Annotated in this window: 20 protein-coding genes; 1 reads left to right on the forward strand and 19 read right to left on the reverse strand. The window is 61.6% G+C overall.

Going from position 1 to position 17,708, the window contains the following annotated elements; genetic code table 11:
• Positions 1–55: 55 nt before the first annotated feature.
• The 6 genes from CAF53_RS23125 to CAF53_RS23145 form a co-directional block, all read right to left on the reverse strand.
• A complete protein-coding gene (locus CAF53_RS23125; RefSeq protein ID WP_242443582.1) occupies positions 56–910 on the reverse strand; it encodes an alpha/beta hydrolase in 855 nt (284 codons plus the stop codon).
• 143 nt (positions 911–1,053) lie between these two features.
• On the reverse strand, positions 1,054–1,620 hold the full coding sequence (locus CAF53_RS23130; protein ID WP_100239735.1) for a fasciclin domain-containing protein: 567 nt from the start codon (positions 1,618–1,620) through the stop codon (positions 1,054–1,056).
• Between the two features lie 86 nt (positions 1,621–1,706).
• Positions 1,707–2,270, reverse strand: coding sequence for an anti-sigma factor (locus CAF53_RS23135; RefSeq protein WP_242443583.1), 564 nt, complete (start codon positions 2,268–2,270; stop codon positions 1,707–1,709).
• The gene (locus CAF53_RS28390) at positions 2,246–2,401 is read right to left on the reverse strand and encodes a hypothetical protein (protein ID WP_242443584.1); all 156 of its coding nucleotides are present in this window, start codon (positions 2,399–2,401) and stop codon (positions 2,246–2,248) included. Before CAF53_RS28390 ends, CAF53_RS23135 begins: the two co-directional genes overlap by 25 nt.
• Positions 2,394–2,957 carry a sigma-70 family RNA polymerase sigma factor gene (locus CAF53_RS23140; protein WP_100239736.1) on the reverse strand — a complete coding sequence of 188 codons (564 nt, stop codon included), beginning with the start codon at positions 2,955–2,957 and terminating at the stop codon, positions 2,394–2,396. Before CAF53_RS23140 ends, CAF53_RS28390 begins: the two co-directional genes overlap by 8 nt.
• A 386-nt stretch (positions 2,958–3,343) precedes the next feature.
• Complete coding sequence (locus CAF53_RS23145) at positions 3,344–3,619, reverse strand: HU family DNA-binding protein (protein ID WP_100239737.1); 276 nt, start codon at positions 3,617–3,619, stop codon at positions 3,344–3,346.
• Between the two features lie 177 nt (positions 3,620–3,796).
• Between CAF53_RS23145 and CAF53_RS23150 the strand changes: the two genes are divergently transcribed.
• Entirely contained in the window at positions 3,797–4,333 is a 537-nt protein-coding gene (locus tag CAF53_RS23150) for a hypothetical protein (RefSeq protein ID WP_100239738.1), read from the forward strand.
• Between the two features lie 28 nt (positions 4,334–4,361).
• Here CAF53_RS23150 and CAF53_RS23155 read toward each other — a convergent pair whose 3' ends face one another.
• The 13 genes from CAF53_RS23155 to CAF53_RS23220 all read right to left on the reverse strand — a co-directional run bounded on the left by CAF53_RS23155 (position 4,362) and on the right by CAF53_RS23220 (position 17,674).
• Positions 4,362–4,703 carry an HIRAN domain-containing protein gene (locus CAF53_RS23155; RefSeq protein WP_242443585.1) on the reverse strand — a complete coding sequence of 114 codons (342 nt, stop codon included), beginning with the start codon at positions 4,701–4,703 and terminating at the stop codon, positions 4,362–4,364.
• A gap of 220 nt (positions 4,704–4,923) precedes the next feature.
• A complete protein-coding gene (locus tag CAF53_RS23160; protein WP_100239740.1) occupies positions 4,924–5,745 on the reverse strand; it encodes a MucR family transcriptional regulator in 822 nt (273 codons plus the stop codon).
• A gap of 496 nt (positions 5,746–6,241) precedes the next feature.
• Positions 6,242–7,021 carry an LPD7 domain-containing protein gene (locus CAF53_RS23170; protein ID WP_100239742.1) on the reverse strand — a complete coding sequence of 260 codons (780 nt, stop codon included), beginning with the start codon at positions 7,019–7,021 and terminating at the stop codon, positions 6,242–6,244.
• Positions 7,022–8,818, reverse strand: a complete 1,797-nt coding sequence (locus tag CAF53_RS23175) for a type IV secretory system conjugative DNA transfer family protein (protein ID WP_100239743.1) — start codon at positions 8,816–8,818, stop codon at positions 7,022–7,024.
• On the reverse strand, positions 8,815–9,828 hold the full coding sequence (gene virB11, locus CAF53_RS23180) for a P-type DNA transfer ATPase VirB11 (protein WP_100239744.1): 1,014 nt from the start codon (positions 9,826–9,828) through the stop codon (positions 8,815–8,817). The genes CAF53_RS23175 and virB11 overlap by 4 nt, the downstream gene beginning before the upstream one ends.
• Positions 9,825–11,006, reverse strand: coding sequence for a type IV secretion system protein VirB10 (gene virB10, locus CAF53_RS23185; protein ID WP_242443586.1), 1,182 nt, complete (start codon positions 11,004–11,006; stop codon positions 9,825–9,827). Before virB10 ends, virB11 begins: the two co-directional genes overlap by 4 nt.
• Position 11,007: 1 nt before the next feature.
• Positions 11,008–11,853 carry a P-type conjugative transfer protein VirB9 gene (gene virB9 / locus CAF53_RS23190; RefSeq protein WP_100239745.1) on the reverse strand — a complete coding sequence of 282 codons (846 nt, stop codon included), beginning with the start codon at positions 11,851–11,853 and terminating at the stop codon, positions 11,008–11,010.
• Entirely contained in the window at positions 11,850–12,542 is a 693-nt protein-coding gene (locus CAF53_RS23195) for a VirB8/TrbF family protein (protein WP_100239746.1), read from the reverse strand. The genes virB9 and CAF53_RS23195 overlap by 4 nt, the downstream gene beginning before the upstream one ends.
• A 2-nt stretch (positions 12,543–12,544) precedes the next feature.
• The gene (locus CAF53_RS23200; RefSeq protein ID WP_100239747.1) at positions 12,545–12,874 is read right to left on the reverse strand and encodes a hypothetical protein; all 330 of its coding nucleotides are present in this window, start codon (positions 12,872–12,874) and stop codon (positions 12,545–12,547) included.
• A gap of 10 nt (positions 12,875–12,884) precedes the next feature.
• Positions 12,885–13,892, reverse strand: coding sequence for a type IV secretion system protein (locus tag CAF53_RS23205; RefSeq protein WP_100239748.1), 1,008 nt, complete (start codon positions 13,890–13,892; stop codon positions 12,885–12,887).
• A 329-nt stretch (positions 13,893–14,221) separates the two neighbouring features.
• Positions 14,222–14,932, reverse strand: coding sequence for a type IV secretion system protein (locus CAF53_RS23210; RefSeq protein ID WP_100239749.1), 711 nt, complete (start codon positions 14,930–14,932; stop codon positions 14,222–14,224).
• Between the two features lie 14 nt (positions 14,933–14,946).
• Positions 14,947–17,337: a VirB4 family type IV secretion/conjugal transfer ATPase gene (locus tag CAF53_RS23215; RefSeq protein WP_100239750.1), complete on the reverse strand. Its 2,391-nt coding sequence runs from the start codon at positions 17,335–17,337 to the stop codon at positions 14,947–14,949.
• Positions 17,330–17,674 (reverse strand): type IV secretion system protein VirB3, encoded by a 345-nt coding sequence (locus CAF53_RS23220; RefSeq protein ID WP_157801350.1) that lies wholly within the window; start codon positions 17,672–17,674, stop codon positions 17,330–17,332. Before CAF53_RS23220 ends, CAF53_RS23215 begins: the two co-directional genes overlap by 8 nt.
• Positions 17,675–17,708 lie beyond the last annotated feature (34 nt).

Genomic DNA, 17,708 nt, shown 5'->3' on the forward strand with positions numbered 1-17,708 from the left:
CCGGAATCGATCCGCAACGGCTCTATCTGGGCGGGAACGATGGAAGCCGACGCGGTCAATCAACGGCGGTGACCTGTCGAGCGAAGGTCGCGGTGTCGTCGACGATGCGTGCGCGATAGCGAAACGGACGAGCCATAGCCATTACCATGCCGATGTGACCAATAGCGGGATAGCGCTTGATCCGGACTGTGACGCCGCCGGCTCGCAGCCTTGCGGCAAGCGCCTCGCTGTTGCGCGCACGCACGGTTCCGTCTGAACCGCCGACCAGAAGCAGCGCGGGAGGATCGCCTGCGCCAGCCCAGCTCACCGGCTGAGTGTCGGCAGGTCTGGGCCATGTACCAAACGCCGCCTTGCTGGCAGGAACATCGAAGGGCGCAAAGTCATAAGGGCCGGCTATCCCCACCAATCCTTTGACCGCCTGTCTATCCTTGCCGAGCCAGCGATCGTCGACCGCCAGCATCGCAGCGATATAGGCGCCCGCTGAATGGCCGCTGAGTACGATATAGCTTGGGGCGCCACCATATTCTCTTCCATGCGCGGCGATCCATCGAACGACGCTGGCGCCATCCTTCACAAAGTCAGGATAGAGATTGGCCGGGCCGATCCGATAATCGGGAATGACTACCAGAAAGCCCTGCGCCGCCAATGCCCGGCCGACAAAGGCATAGCCCTTTCGCGTGCCACTGGCCCAGGAGCCGCCATAGAAGAACAGGATGACTGGCAGCCGCGCATTCGCTGCGCGTTGACGCGGTGCATATATGTCCAGCTTTTGCCGTGGTTCCGCGCCATAGGGAATGTCGCTCGCCACTTTGACTCCGCCCCCATCCTTGGGAACAAGCAGGTCGAACGTCCGTAGCGGCGAAATGGCGACTGCAACCATCGCGGCGAGCACGCATGCTCCCGCCGCCACCCATCTCCATCTCCAGCCCATCGTTCCTCCACGCAAGACAAGGGATAATGCGCGGCCCGGCGCGAAAGCGCCATGGGACGAAGGAAGTCCACCAAACGGACAAGATCGGCGGACTTCCACAATTGAGAGGACACGCGATCGAGTCAGGGCATCAGCACCGTATCGACAACATGGATGACGCCATTGGATTGCATCACATTGGCGATGGTGATCTTGGCCGAGCCGCCCTTGGCGTCGGTCAGATACCAGGCATTGCCCTTCTTCCAGGCGGTCAGCGCCTCTCCCTGAACCGTCGTCAGCTTCGCCTTGCCCGCATGAGCCTTGGCATTCGCCGCGATGTCGGCCGCAGTCATGCGTCCGGGGACGACATGATAAGTCAGAATCTTGGTCAACATGGCCTTGTTCTCTGGCTTTACCAATGTCTCGCCGGTTCCGGCGGGAAGCTTGGCGAAGGCTGCATTGGTCGGGGCAAAGACGGTGAAAGGACCCGGACCTTTGAGCGTCTCCACCAACCCGGCGGCCTTGACGGCGGCGACCAGCGTAGTGTGATCCCTGGAATGGACGGCATTGTCGATGATGTCCTTGGCCGGATACATGGCAGCGCCGCCAACCATCGGATTTTTCATCATCATGTCCTTGGCAATGGCGATGCCGCCGCCGGCCAGGCATGTGGCGCTGGCCACGATGAGCGCGAGTTTGGAAAATTTCATTGGAAAAGCTCCTGAAAACGCCATCCCGATTTGGGGGAGGTAGCCTAGCTACGGAGCTTTGCGCCAAAGGATGCGTTCGCCCGCAGTCAGAGAAGCGATATTTTTCCTGTGGCGATCGGCGCGGAACTGGGCGCAGCGTGCGGAGCCCCATGTTGCGGTTCCATGGTGATCGCCAGGGTGGCGCCGTCGACCAGCAGCCGGCGCTGCTGGGCGGACAGCGGCACCGATGTCTGACCCGCCCGCGGGATCAGCCCAAGCGACACCGGTGCGCCGCCGTCAGGGATCACCCATAATTCAGGAAATAGCCCGGTTGCCGGGACGGCGGCGACGACGCGGAGACGAATCTCCGCTGCCTGCGGGTCGTAGCGGGCGAGAACGACCGGCCCGTCCGTTTCGCCGACCATTTGCGCGACGGCCATCGGCGCAGACACCGGCTCAAGGCCAAAGGGGTGCATGACGAGGACGATCGCCAGCGCCGCTGCGATCGCGCCGGTCAGCAACGCTCCGGCGCGCCACCGAGAAAGACGTATTTGCAGGCGGGCGGTTGGATCGGCGATCCGCGCCGCCACTGCGTCCCACACGGCGTCGTGCGGCGCGACATCCTCCCATGCGCCGTGCAGTGGCGCTAGCCGCGCTTCCCAGTCCTGCACCAGGCGCGCGAAAGCGGGATCGGACAGTTGCAGCGCAATGCCGCCGCCCGCTCCGGCCCCGCCAGAACGCCGAGCGCCAGTTCGGCCGCCAACGCATCGCGTTCCTCTTCGGGGGTCAGAGCGTCACTCATCGCTCAGGCAGGCCTTCAACCGCAGTAGCCCGCGCCGGATCAGGCTTTTCATCGTTGCCAGCGGCATGGCCGTCCTTTCCGCCAGTTCGGCATAGGTCAGCCCGTCGAAAAAGGCAGCGCGGATCGACGTGCCGGTACGGTCGTCCAGTTGCTCCAGGCATTCGAACACACGCGCCCGGTCCTGCCGGGCCATCAGCGCCTCATCGGCGCGCGGCTGCGCATCGGCGACCTGGGATGCGGCATCCTCCGGCAGCAGAACCGCTTTACCCGTCATCCGCCGCCAGTCGATCGCGCTGTTGCGAGCGATCGCGCATAGCCAGGTCACGGGACTGGCGCGCCTGGCGTCGAACCGGGCCGCCCTGTTCCAGACCTTGACGTATACGTCCTGCAAGATGTCCTCCGCGCTCTCTTGGTCGCCCGAGATACGCAGGCAAATTCCAAATAGCTTCGCACAAGTCAGCTCGTAAACCTGTCGCAGGGCCAATTGGTCCTGCTTCGCCACGCCGGCCAGCGCGGCGATCAACCGTTCGCGGGCCAGATCGGCCTCTTCCTTCATCCGGGCATCCTCACGCGCTCGAACCTAAGGGCCCGGTACTCCATTGCAAGAGCGATGGCGGACATCCCCGATCATTTGATCCAAGCAGCCCGTGGCAAAGATACTGAGGGTTGGACCTTTTCCCTCCAGCATCGCGCTTGATCGCGATCTTGACGTCTCTCAGAGCGCCGATTTTTGCAATCCAGCCAAAGCATCACGCATTGATGAATGTCCGGAATCTGGAACGCGATTTTGGCTCGGGAACGACCACAAAGGGTCGGGATTCACAGGAAGCAGCCGTGCCGTTCGCGACGAATGACAGGTGTGTCACTTTACCGGGTAAGAAAAAGTGCCACTGCCGTGAAATGTAATGGAGCGCCGCCGCGTCCGACGGCGCCCACCCAAAATCAGCCGTTCAGCTGATCTTTGACCGCCTTCGCAGGCGTGAACGTCAGCTTCTTCGAAGCCGCGATCTGAATGGTTTCTCCGTTGGCCGGATTGCGACCCTCGCGAGCCGGGCTGTCTTTTACCTTGAACTTACCAAATCCGTTCAGGCTCACTTCGTTACCGTTGGCTGCGGCATTGGCGATGGCGGTGAACACGGCATCGACATAGGTACGGGCGTCGGTTTTGGTGAGGCCATGCTCGGCAGCAATGGCTTCGGCTAGGGCTGTATTGTTCATGAAGGAACTCTCCCAATGAATGGAGAGGCCCTATTTACTGGCTTTTGGGCCCGCAGCAACGGGATTTGCGTCCACAAGCCAATCTGCCGCGCTGGGTAAAGTGACAGATGCGTTTTTTGTTGTTCTCGACACGTGCCGGGGGATTCACAGGCGCCGCGCATGTGCTAGATTCCTGATATGTTCCAGCAGCCCGACCTTTTCGAACCCCGCGACGCAGCGCCCAGCCTTGGGTCGCTGCCCGATCTTATCGACCGAATTTCGCAGGTTTCCAAGCGTCCGCGCTATGCCTTCATGGTGCTGAACCTTATCTACAAAGCCGTGGGGCAGGGCGATAGCATCGGACCCTATGTCCGTTATGAGGGGGCGCTGCTGCCGGTTCGGGATTGGCTCTGCGAAGCGTTGATCCCTCTGGCGCAGAGAGACGGTCGCAGGCGCACGCTGATCGAAGCGGTGCGCGCGGACCTCGTCACCCAGGGGCAACTGCCCGACGACCCTGCCGCCGCCGAGATGCTGATCGCGGAGGAAATCAAAGCCCGGATATTGCGGTCGGGCAGGACCAGCATCAGCCGGGCGGCGTCAGACCTGGTCCGAGCCGGGTTGCTCCGCCGCCATTATAAGGGATTTCGTGTCGACCACGCGAACCGCGGCGCACAGCGTGAAGCGGTTTATACGATCACGCCCGAGGCGAAACGGGCTTTGGGTCGAGTACATTGAGGTCGATGCCGATCGCCTGCACTGCACGTCAATCGTCAGGCGGCAGGTAATCAGGCCAGAAACCTGACTCTGGATCAGCCTGCTGCGCATAGAGAGCGTCTTCCGACAGAACCGGCTTGGGCGGCGGCGGGGGCAGGGTGGGATTGCCGCCATCAAGGTGGACACGAATGATGGCGCCGTCGTAGGTCGCTGCCTGGAAGATCGCGCGGACATCCTGGCCCTGCTGTATCTTTGCGCCGATCCAGCCACAGCGTTCGGCGGAAAGATAGCCGATCTGGAATCCGCGAGAGGAAAACACGGCGACCGCGCTGGAGTCCATCTTGTTGCCGGGTTCAGGGATCAGCGAAATGGCATCGCCCGGATTGAGCATCCGAATTTCGAACTGGCGGTTCGAACCATCGCTATTGGGATGCAGGGCTCCGACAACGGCGAGACTGAGTTCCTTTGGCATCGGCTGCGCTGAGGAGGAATTTGGCTTGCTGTCCAGAGCGGTGGAAAGCGGACTGCGGTCACGCTTTTGTGAACCTGCCTGAATGGGCCAGGTAAAATGTGCAGCCTCACCCTGACGCGAGGCTGCACATCTTCTTCCTTCAGTTGATGGAGGCGGCTGCTTCCGGCGCCTTTGCTTCCACGGACGCCGGCGCGGCAGGCTTTGTGTCACCCTTCGCAGCTTTGGGCTTAGGAGTTGCCTTTGCCTTGGTTGCGGGTTTCGCCTTTGCCGCCGCCTTCGCAGCCTTCCCCGCGCCGTTCACAGGAGCGCTGGTCGCTGCGGTCGGTGCTTCGGCTTTCACCTCGACAGGCGCTGTCGGCTTTTCCTCTTTGGGCGCAAACATCGAGAGGCGCTTGCGGGGCGCAGCCTTTTCAGCGGCAGCCGCCTTGGCGTGCGCTGGTTTTACGTCTGCTTTTGCATCCGGCGCTTGCGATGCCTTGGGCTTTGCGGTTTTCGCAGGGGTTTTGGCAGCAGCGGCTTTGGGCGCAGCGGTAGACGCCGCTTCAGCCGGCGCCACGGCTGGCTTCTTTCCCAGACCAAGTTTCTCCGCCACGGCGCGACGCGCATCCGAATAGCTCGGCGCCACCATCGGATAGGATTTGGGCAGCTTGTAGCGTTCGCGATATTGTTCGGGCGTCAGACCATGCTGAGCAAGATGACGCTTGAGTGTCTTGTAAGGCTTGCCGTCGATCAGGCTCAGAATATGGTCGCGCGACGAGATGCTTTTGCGTACCGAAACCGCAGGCGCAAATTCTGGTGTCTCCACTTGCGCGGCAGGAGAAGACAGATCCTGGGTCAAGGCAGACCGGGTGGTCTTGATCAACTCAGCCAGACCTTCGCTCGACACTGTGTTGTTTGATACAAAGGCGCTCAGCAGTTGAACGGTGAGAGCGGTGACGTCGGTGTTGATTTCATCTGCCATGAAGATTGACCCATCTTGCGTGATGGGCCTGCTTTGCGCGAATTTTGTTCGATTGTAAATGTCGCGAATATTGCGGGATCATAATGCCGACGATCAGTCGCTTAGCCATTACTGTTCGCGGCCTCAATCGGGCAGAGCTGAAAAGGTAATATGTGCGCTTGCGCCCTTGCGCCCTTGCGAACTTCAGGTTCCCATTTTCGTGAAAATTCTTGCGTCAGGGAGATGGACTTCAATGGCGCTGTGCAACAGGGGCCAGACCGCCTCATCTTCGGAAACGCCGACGACCCGCTGTGGTCCGACCCCAATGGCAGCGACGAGGAGGTGGCGGCCTTGGTATGGAGTCATCGTTGCAATTTGCACGATGGTGGACCAGGGCGCGACCCACTGATTGGGGGCCATCTGCTAATCCAATCCTTGCGCGTCGGCGCTCCGAACGTGGCAGACCGTGCCTGCCTACTGGTTGCTGCGTCATCGCCTGCCTCCTTGCTCGATCTGATCAACGTCCATTGGGCGACCGCTGCCGTTGCAGGATCTGGCTCTGCTGCATCGAGCGGAGACGTTCATCCTGTTGTTGGCGAAGCTGCACCCCGGCAATCCGTTCGCCGCGCTCGATGCGTCCGGCCACCTCTTCCTTGCGGCGATCGACAAACGCATTGCCCCGACCTTCGTCCTGCGGGAAGCGCTTGGCCGCAATGGTCATGGCATGGGCGACATGGCTTTGGGCGCGGCGCAGCTGCGGATCCCGGGCATTGTCGGCATGGGATTGGCGGCGGAACCGTTCGGCAAGGTCCGTGCGCTGGCCCGGCTTTTCCTTATTGTCGCGGACCTGATTGGCCGTTCGCGGCGAGCGTTGCTTCACTTCCGCGTCACCTGCGCTGCGCACCTGGGAGCGTGCACTCATTGACCCTGCCTGGAGCGCCTGGTCCCGCTCCGCCGCCGCCCGTGTCTTCGCGTCAGGCCGGTAGCCCTCGATCGTCAGCCCTTGCGCGGCTGCGGCCAGATAGGCGGCGCGCTTGAATTCCGCGTCGCCATTGATCTTGAGCGCAGTCCAGCCATTGGCCTTGGCAAGCCGAATGAGGTCGGGAAGGGCGCGGCTGTCCTTCGCCTTGATGCGGTCAGGCGCAATGGTGGCGACCGGGTCCTTGTCGTGGGCGCTGCGATAGAGCTTGTCGCCCACACGCAGGAACCGCGATTGCAGTTCATCGGGCATTTCGATGGTGGCACCCTTGCGCTTCGTCTCGGCGGCCGGTTCGGGAGGGGTGAGGTTATCAGCCATTTATCGCTCCTGCTCAATGATACCGACCCGGCGGTCGCCGCGTTGGTTCGTCTCCATGTCGATCAATATGTCGTCAAATTCCGAAGTCACGACGCAATCCATGGCGAAGGTCTCGGGATCAGGATTTGTCAGCTGATCAGTGTCTGGCAGAACGCAGGGAGGAAGATCCTCATCCTCCCTGATGTGCCGGTCGATGGGCGCGACGCTCGGTGGCGGAGCCAGCCGGCGCGTGAAATGGCGATCGCCATAATAGCGGATCTTGTCAGCCCGGATCGGCGGCATGCCGCCGCGCAGCAACAGTAGCTCGTCACCGGGGAACTGCATCAGTTCCTGCGGCAGCAACAGCGCGCGGCGATGGTCGGACATGGATTTGGAGCGATTGGCAAGAATGCCATGGATGGTGAGCGATTTGGTCACTGCCTCTTGCCCCACATAGCCAATCCGTTCCGACAGCTCGTTGGCGACCCGCAGCTCCTTGGGCGTGAACGCGATCTCGACGCCGCAATTGGCGACGATCTCGTCGGCAACATGCTCGCCATAGACAGCCCGAAGCTGGGACCGGGACTGGATGACCGGTAACAAGCGGATGCCATAGCCCGCCACATAGGAGAAGGCGCCGGCTATGACCTGGGCGCGGCCGAGCCGCGCAAACTCGTCGAGCAGCACCAACACGGAGATCGGCGTGCGTGCGTCAGGCAATTCGCGGACATTGAGGTCAATAAGCTGTTGGAACAGGAGATTATAGAGCGGCGCGACCCGATCAAGCTCGTCGGGTGACACCCCCAGATAGACCGACATGGGTCGCATCCGCAGTTCGCGCAGGTCGAAATCGCTATCCTCGGTGGCCGCATCGACCCGGGGGTTGAGCCACAAGCTGAGCTTGGATGTGACCGTCTGGACGATGCCGGCAAAGGTGTTGTCAGCGCCCGACGTGAAATCAGCGAGCGCGTTGCGGCAGCCTGCCGAGAGGCGCAGACTCCGATCGTCGAGTATCCGGCGGAAAGTGCCCCGCGTATCGCCCGTGGTCATCAGCCGGTAGATGGCGCCGATCGTGAAGGGCCCGTCGGCTTGGGCGAGATAGGCGCCGACGCCGACAAAGGCCGTGCGCGCGGAATCGGTCCAGAAGGGTTCACCCCGCTCAGGAGGCACGAACAACATGGTGGCGATCTTCTGGAGCTCGATGATGACCTGGTCGGCGTCCTGCCTGTCGATATAGCTGAGCGGGTTATAGCGGGCGGTACGGCCCTCGGTATCGGTCGGGTTGAACAGATAGACGGCCTGGCCATGTTTCGCACGAAACCCCGCGGTCACATCATAATTCTCGCGCTTCACATCGAGCACGACGGTCGAGCCGGGCCAGCTCAGCAGATTGGGGATGACGATACCAATGCCTTTACCTGAGCGCGTGGGGGCTTCGACGATGCAATGTTCATTGCCCTCGAAAATCAGGTAGCGACCGGATTTCTTGCCCAGGACGATCCCGTCCTTGCCGCGGAAGCCGTGGCGCACAATTTCGCGTTCCCTGGCAAAACGGGCCGCGCCGTGCAGTGGCGGCTTGCGGGTCACGAACCAGTAAAGAAGCAGACCCGACAGCAGCGATCCGGCTGCCATGCCGCCGGCGAGCCCCTTTTGGACGATAGGGTCACCCCGATAATACCAGAAGAAGGCCGGCATCTTCAGCGGATCATAGGCGGAGGCGGGAAGGCCCAGGGCGAACCACGCGACAATGGAGCCGGTTAGACACAGGAGCAGGAGGACGGCGGGAATGCCGATCGCCAGCGTCGCGCCCCGGCTCATGCGGCGTGCCGCCCTGCGGGATCATAATAGATTTCCGTGACGCGAAACTGCCCTTTCACCTTTTTCATCTGAACCACGACGTCGACGAGGATCTTGAGGAGCGAGCGGATATCGTCGCGGCCAAGATCCGCTCCCCCCTCGCTCTCCTTCACCAGCAGGGTGAGCTGGTCGAAGGCCAGTTCCGCCGACGCAGCGTGGATGGTCGTAATCGATCCGGGATGGCCGCTATTGACGTTGCGCAGGTAAAAGAAGGCGGTGCCGTCCCGCAGCTCCTGCAGCAAAATGCGATCGGGCCGCATCCGCAGGGCGCTTTCGAGCAACTCCTTGGCCGTGACCTTGGCGGTGCCCTGACCGTCCTTGCTGTAGGTCATGTGGACGACATTGCGGTGGGGGACCACCAGCTCGCTTGTGTCTTCGATGGTGAGCAGCCGTTCCTCTTCCGGGATGAGCTGGATCAGCCCCTTGGCGAAGGTCGTCTTGCCCGACCCGGTCGCGCCGGAGATGAGGATATTGAGGCGGCTGCGCACCGCCAGGGTGAAGAATTCGACATGACGCGCCTGCGCCAACAAGCCGAGGAGCTGATGCTCAATGTCGGTCATGCCTCGCTCGGCGACCTTCGTTTCGGCAAATAGGCCGCTTTTATGGAAATCCTCCATGCTCATGGCTTTTGTCGATGGCTTGCGGATTGTGATCGACACTGTTCCATCCGGCGCCACCGGCGGCGCGACGATCTGGACGCGCTCGCCGGTTGGAAAGATGGTGGAGCAGATCGGGTTTTCGCGGGTGACATCCTGGGAGGTGAACGCTGCCGCCGCCGTCGCCAATATGTTGAGGCGGGGGAGGGTCAATTCCTCTTCCCGGCCCCAAGTCCACCCATCCTTCCGCTCGACCGCAACCTCCAGGGGCTGGTTGATCACCACCTCGGTGACGTCCTCATCATCGAGATATTTGCGTAAGGGACGGATCGCGTCGTCCAGCACCGCCGTATTGCGGAAGGCGGTGACGCTCATTTGAGACCCAGTCCATAGACTTGGGCAAAGTCGAAATCCTGGGCCACGGTGATGGCAAGGTCCGTCCCCTGCGGCACTCGCAACACGGGCTTTATCTGTTGCGTGTCCTGGAGGATGGTGGACGCGGAATCCGAGGGCACGCGGGTGACATTGCTGCCGGCCTGGCCCACGGCATTGGAGGCGACCGAGGCACCATCCTCCAGCACGCTGAACAGCAGGGCGGAGCCAAAGCGCTCCCAGAAGAAGCGATCGACCTTCCCGCCAATGCCTGCCCGCCCCAAACTGTCTGACGCGGGCGACGTGATGTCGATCGCGACCCCGCGCGGGGTGACGGCGCGGCTCCACATGGCAAAGAGGCGATATTGCCCGCGATTGAGCCCGCCTTGATATTCGCCGAAGACCCGGGTGCCTTTCTCCATCAGCACGACCCGGCCATTGTCGGAATAAATGTCGCGTGGAACGATGCAGGTGGCATAGCCTGGCACGCTGCTGTCCATCGCGGTCTGGAGAGTGCAGGGAATGATCGACCCTGCGGTGACCAGATAATTGCGGTCGCCGATCATGCGCGCAGTGGTGCGGCCGATTGCCGAGGTACGCTTGAGATTGTCCAGCGCGGTATTTTGTTGGGAGGCGCTTTCAGCACCGCTGGCACCGGGCAGGTTGCCGCCGAACGCTGCGGCTTGTTGGCCAAGCGATTGGCCGCTGGTGCCGCTATAGGCAACCAGGGTGGAGCGGCGGGCGGAATCGCGCAGGGCTTGCGCTTCTGCCATCCGTCGCTGTGCAGCGGTTGCTTCCGGCGATTGCTTGGCATCGGTGCCAGGGGTTCCCGGCCCGATTGCGGGGACCTGCTCGCCGGTGAGCGGAATGGGCGCGTTGGGATCTTGCGCGGCTGTCTCCAGCGTGGGCGCGATCACGGTCTTGGGATCATAGGGTACTTCAGGGGCGGGCGGCTTGGCCTTGACCTCGGGCAGCTTGTTGTTGCCGCCGACACCCGCAGCGATGGTGAGGCCGGCAAACAGCAGCGAGCCGCCGATGGCCCCGGCCACGATCATCTTCTTCGTGTCCCACTGGAACGAGGTCAGCGAAGGAATGCGGTTGGGGCGATCGACCGCTGCCGCATCCCGGTCGATCTCGTTCATGTCGGGGGTCGCGTCGACGTCGAAATGCCTGTCGTTCACATCAATTCTCCGTCTTGCGCTCCACCACTTCCGACGCCGTGTCCGTCTTGGGATCGCGGCCGTAGAAGTTCGGGCTGTCATTGTAGATGCACAGCACCACCTTGCCCCGGCGCAGGCGCAGCTGTCGGAACACGCCATGGATCACGACAAATTCGTCGCGCACATCGAAGGAGGCCGTGGCTTCGCTGCCATCGGGATTGACCGTGAAGATGGCGGGGATCTCGCGCTGATTGGGAAAGCGCAGGACCGTGAACTGGCCATTGTCGGTGACTTCGGACGGCTGGATTTCTGACGAGCCCTGCACGCTGTAGTTGAGGTTGCGCATGCCTTCGAGCACGCCAAGGTCGAGCGCTGCCTTGATCGCCCCATTTTGCTGCGCCAAAACCTGGGTGAGCTGCTGGCGGGCAGCGGCCTCGCGGCGGGCTGCCGCCTCCTGCTCGGGATAGCGTACTCTGACTTTGTAGAATGTTTCGGACGAGCGGCCATTGGCGACGGCGGCGAGCGCAAAGGTGTAGTTCCGCTTCTGGCCCGCATAGTCGGTGACGACGATGAGATTGGTCCCGCCCGCGCGCTCGCGCGGTTTGATGAACAGGGAATTTTCGGCCGGGGCGACTTCCCAGGACACGGTATCGCCCATGGCCACGAATTTGATCACCTCGCCTTGCGCGAACTCGATCTGGGTTGCCGTGCGAAAGGCGCTGCGTATGGCGATGACATTTTGATCGCTATAATTGACCTCGCGGACCCGATGATCGGCGGTGACCGGGCGGGGTGTGTTTTCGGCGGCGGCGCTTATCGGGAGCGCAACGGCCAGAATCGCGGCCGATGCCATGAGGAGCTGTTTCATTTTCCACCTATCTCTACGTCCGCGCGATAGGCTTTCACCTGGAAGCCGAGCGGATTGGCGTAGCGGCCCGCTTCGGATTCCGGCTTGGAAAGCACGTCGAACGTGATGGTTGCGATGGCTGGCGTTTCGGTGGCCTGCCCATCTCGTTCCAGCCGCTTGGTGAACCGCACCTGGGCCACGGTCGGGGAGATGAAGGAGACCGCCCGCACCGCGACGAAGACCGTATCACTGGCCGTCAGCTGGTTCTGCGGGGAGTCGGGATTGTCCTTCTTATAGAAGCTGATCCAGCGGCGCTGTTCCTCCGGCGCCGACAGGGCCAGCACCTGGTTGAAAAATTCCTGCCGCGCCTGCGGTATCCAGCCCTCGCGGGACCGGACATAATTGGCGAGGAAATATTTGCGGACCGCCTCATCATAGGTGACGGTCTTGTCGCCCCGAAGCTGCTGGGTCACTTCGGTGGCGCCGGTCGAGCGATCGACGGTGACGACATAAGGCACCACGGTCTTGAGCGGCGATAACATCGCCACCGACGCGACGCCGACCACCGCGATCGCGCTGGCGGCGCCCGCGACGATCCAGGCGAGCCGCTTCGACCGTTCGGCCGCAACGAAGCGTTCCCGATCCCAGCTTTGCGCTTCGGCGAAATAGGCCTTCAGATCCTCGGCGCTGTCTTTGACCCCGATTGCCATGATCAGCAACTCGCATAGACGGCGCGAGAGGAAGCGCCGGGGGCAGGGGGAGGCGCAGCCTCGCTGATCGGTGGCACGCGATCCACCTTCGCTGCTGGACCACCGCTTTGCGGACTGCTGGGTGAAGGGAAGAATTGGGTCGGTGGGGTGGCAGGCGCGGGTGCCACTGCATTGCGCGCGGGGAGCGTCGGGAGGATTGTCCCATAGGGATTGGCGGGCCGCTTGGCCTGGCCATTGCAGCGCGGGACCTTGGCTTCCTTGGCCGCAAAGACGGGAGCAGCCGGCGGAAGTGCAAGAAGGGCAAGCGGCACGAGGGCCTTGACGATATTCACGGCATTTCTCCTATCGCGTGCGGGTCAGCGTTCCGCCGCCGCCGTTTCGGCTGCCAACCAATTGCCAGGCGCCCGCACCAATGGCGCGGACGCCGCTTGAGGGTGCGCCCGCCATGGTGCGGCCTGCGGCCGGGGCGAAGTTCACTGTAACGGCGTTGGCAAATTGGGCTGCCAGGGCAGGGCCACCGCCACCCAGACCAGATGCCAGGCTGGGGATCTGCAGGAAGAAGTAGAAGCCCAGCACATAGAATGACAGGGCCTTCATCACCGCGATCAGCAATTCGTCGTCGTTGCTGATAGCATTGATGAATGTATCGGTCGTTTGCGAGATGAACAGCGTAACCAGCAGAGCGAACACCACCAGCATGATATAGCTGATGGCGGAACCCATCCATGAGAAGAACCAGCCCCTCGTCGAATCGAACAACAAGGCAGCCACAAACAGCGGGCCGACGACTGCCAGCAGTGCGAGCGCGAAGAGGGCAAAGGCGCAGATCGTGAATCCCAATGCGCACGAAAGCAGCGCAACAATCAAAATGATGAGATTGGCGATTGCGGCGAGGATGATTTCGACGAAATTGTTGGGAATGCCGACAAGATTTTTGCCCGCTACGATCGTATGAGCTCGAATAATCTCCTCGATCTTCGTGATCGCGTGGAAGGCACCTTGCAGCAGATTGTCGAAATAACCGCCAAGACCGTTGACGTCTGCGCCTCCGAGCGCGTTGGCGAACTGCCCTGGCAAACCATTCATGGTGAAGAGGCCGATGGATGCACCATAGAGTGAGCTGACTGCCCAGGTAAGGGCTGCGAGCTTCAGCGCGCGATACACAAATTCCCGCGCGGGATATTGCACAGCTCCCCTGAGGATCGCGCCCCCCAGGAGGATGATGTAGATGGTGACGCCGACGCGGAGGGGGGCAGAAATAATACCGATCACCGAAGAATAAAGTGCGATGATGCCGGCGAGGGCGCCATCCACTGAATTCATCATGTTTTCGAAGATCGGAAAATTCATGGCGCTGCCATCTTGCTAATTCTGAATACCAGCCTGACGCTTCAATTTTTCACGTCGCTCATCCTCAATTTTAAGCATTCGCACGGTATCGTCGTTATTACAGTTTTGAGTCACGACAGAGGGCCAACTCGCTACCGGTCTCTGTGAGCTTTTCCATTCCGAACACATCTTTTGAACTGCCGCTGCATCGTCGGAATGAGACATCAAATACTCAACCGAGCGGAGTGGAATGTCAGACCGCAATGTCTCACCAGACTGCGACTGTTCAGACCGGGAACAAGCGGAAAGCAAAAGCAATGCCGCGCTGCTGATTTTGACGACCTGACGCATTATTCGATACCTGCCTGAGATTTGAGCCTTGAGAGTTGACGGTCCTGTGCAGCGACGTATCCCTGATAATCGGCTTCGGCCTTGGCGCGCCGTTGCAGTTCGACCGCTTGCAGCGCCATCATGTCATTCGTCATCTGCGCCTGTTCCAGCTGAAGGCGGGCGCTCATGTCGGCCCGTTCCGCCGCCGAGTTCGCGGTGGCCAGGCGGGTGCGCAGTTCTTCCAGGCCTTCGCGTCGGCTCGTTACGGAATCGCCCACCGATCCAGCCAGGCCCGCCGTAACGGCGGCACTTCGTGCGCCGGTCTCATAGCTTGCGCGCGTGCTGTCCGAGACGTCAGGGGACAGCTGCCCCATCAAGCCTTGATACACGCTGTCGGACCGACCGCGCAGGCGACCGATCACATCCAGATTTCCGTTGGCATAGCCGTCCAGGCTGCCGGAAGAGACGTTCAACTCGCGCATGGCGTCGGTGCGCAGGCTGCTCGCAATGCTCCCGATATCGGTCGCCTTGTTGAGGTCGCGATACAGATCGCGGGCCTGCTGAAGCTGATTGGCCCCTTGCGCCAGCATCGATACGCCCTGGCGGACCTGCTCCAACTGCTGGAACAGACCACGGGTATCGCTGACGGGGATTCCCTGCGCCTGCGCTGACGTTGCGATGGTCAGAAGCGAGGCCCCTGCCACCCAATAGTGAAGTCCTTTGCCCTTCATCCTACCCTCTCCTCTCAACTTGAGCGTCGGCGCTGATGGAAAATGGGGAGCCACACGGCCGGATCGGGGCCATGTTCGGCGATCACCTCGCAGGCCACGGCGGTCGTTTCCGCCCGGCCTGACAGAACGGCCAGTTCATTGTCGAGGCCTGTCAGATCCAATTCAACGACCACGGAGTCATGCCCTTGCTTGACCAGAAACTTGTGGGACTCCTGGCTGAGCTCTTCACGGATGAGGGCAAATTCGGCCTCCGTCATGGAGAAGCCGTCGATATAGTCCCGCCGCTGGCCATTGGGGTTGGGGAGCATGATCTTCGTTGCGACCTGCTCAAGGATGGAATGGCTGATGTCGCTCTTGAGCGCATCGCCGGGCGATTGGGTCGCGAACACCATGAGCGCATTGCGCTTGCGGTAGGTCTTCAAGCCGTCCTGCGCGAAGCTGCGAAACGCATTGTCACCCAGCGCCTTCCAGAATTCGTCGATCACGATCATGGTGCGCTCGCCGGTCAGCAGCTTGTCGATGCGATGGAACAGGTAGAGCATCAACGGAGCGCGAATATCGGCATTGTCGAGAAAATCGGTCATGTCGAAGCCGATGAAACGGGCGTCGAGCGTCATTTCGTCGGTGGCGTTATCGAACACCCAGCCCAGCGCGCCGCGCGAAGTCCATTTCTCAAGCCTCGCACCCACCCCGCCTTCATCGGCCATGCCGAGCATGGTCCGCAACGCGTCGAGCGAGCGGGCCGCGGGCGGCAGTTTCATGACGGCCGCAATGCCATCATCAATCCGCTTTTCTTCCTGCACGGAAATGGCCCGTCCTTCGACGCGAACCAATTGGCGGATCCACAGCGATAGCCATGCTCGGTCTTCCGCCGTGTCCGACAATGCCTTCAAGGGCGCAAAGCCCGTCGGTGCGCCGTTGGCGAGCGTCAGATAGCTGCCGCCGCTCGCCAGCACAAAAATCTGGGCGCCGCGATCCTTGTCGATGAAGATCTGCCGGGCACCGGTCTTTTCCGCCTGTGCCATGAGGAAGTTCAGGAGGACCGTCTTGCCACCGCCAGTCGGGCCGATGACCATCGTGTGTCCGACATCGCGCTTGTGGAAGCTGAAGAAATAGGGGCTACGCGCGCTGGTCTTGAGCAGCGCGATGGCATCACCCCAATGATTGCCGGTCGCGTGACCGGCGGGATAGGTATGGAAGGGCGAGAAGGCCGCGAAATTGAGCGACGTGATCGGCGCCGGCCGCGCCCGCCATGCAAAATTGCCGACAAGCTGGCTCCAATAGGCGGCTTCCAGTGCGGCCCCCTCGCGTGCTGCCACCATGCCTGTGTCTGCAAGCGCGGCACGCGCGATCGACATATGATCGCGCAGGGATTTAAGGCTGCCGCCATAGACGGCCAGGGTAAAATGATGGTCGCCGAGCACGAAGCGGTTCGACATGAGATCGTCGGCCGCATCGACCAGATCGTGCATCTGGCTGATCGCCCGATCGTCGGCATTCTCCATCTGTCGCTGCCGCAGGCGGAAGCGCTCCGCTGCGGTGGCGCGGCCGAGGAAGGTGAAGGATTGGGTGAGGACGAACCCGAAATCGACGGCGAGGAGGGATTCAAACTGGCGAGGCGTGGTAAAGGCGGGATATTCCCGAATGCCGAATATGCCGCCGAACGAACTGCGATCCGCATCGCGGACTTCCACGGTCTCTCCACCGAAAATGACCCGCTGCCGATAGAGTGCGCTGCCCAGATGGCCGCGAATGATCGGCACGCGGCGATAGCGGCCGGTCATCACCATCTCGGTGACTTCCAGCGGTTCGGAGAATTTAAGGCCGCATTGCCCATAGATAGCGAGGCGGCGTGGCTCACAGCGGGCCATCAACTTCTCGAAATCCCGGGCCTTATCTTCCAGGAACTCGATCAAATCCTGATCGACCGCATTGGCGGCCGCGTCATTCCTGCCTTTGGACCGGAAGAGATGAATGAGCTTGTCGGCGCCATGCGCAGAAGGGCGCACCAGCAGGGTGACAAAGAAGCGGTTGATGAACATCCGCTCGCGGTTGATGCGACCGAAATAGGCGGCATCCAGATCGCGGGCGAATTTCGATCGGAAATTGCCGCCGGGATATTGTTCGACCCGCGCTCTTACAAGATGCGTCCAGATGGAGAGGCGGTCATCATGGAGGTTGCGGAGCATGCCATTCAATTTGGCGTGCCAATCGTTGAGGTCGCGGACATCGGCGGATTCGAAGGCGCGGCCCTGCAACTCGAAGCTGAGCATAATGGCCCCAGAATCGAGCACGATCATCTGGTCGTTGATATGCCGGGCATAAGGCAGAAACTTGGTCGGCATCACTTCCTTGAGCGCGACCTTCAACGGCACCTGGGCTGAGAGGCGATGGGCATTAGCCATGGCGGCCGAAGCCCTTGCGCGCGATGCCCTTGAGAGGAAGAGGGGTATAGCTCGATCCGCCCCAGAAGGTCCGGTTGCGGTTCGCCGCCTTGGTGCGGAAGAACAGGAAAATCAGCCGAAAGGCATTCACATCCTGACGCACCACGATGCGGGCGAGGCCATAGCAGACCGCCGCCGTGATGAGCGCATAGATCGGATTATTGGTGCCGATGAGGACAATGGCCGAGACCAACAGGATCGGCACGGCGGCCTCAATGGGGATGCCCGCCCATAGGGCAGGGCGCGTCACTGCCAGGAACAGCGTGTTGCGCGCTATTTCTTCTCTCTCCTCGCCCAAGCGGTCCTCCTGGCTCTCAGAAAATGGCGGCCCG

It is taken from the genome of Sphingobium sp. LB126, assembly GCF_002795205.1.
GTDB lineage: Bacteria > Pseudomonadota > Alphaproteobacteria > Sphingomonadales > Sphingomonadaceae > Sphingobium > Sphingobium chungbukense.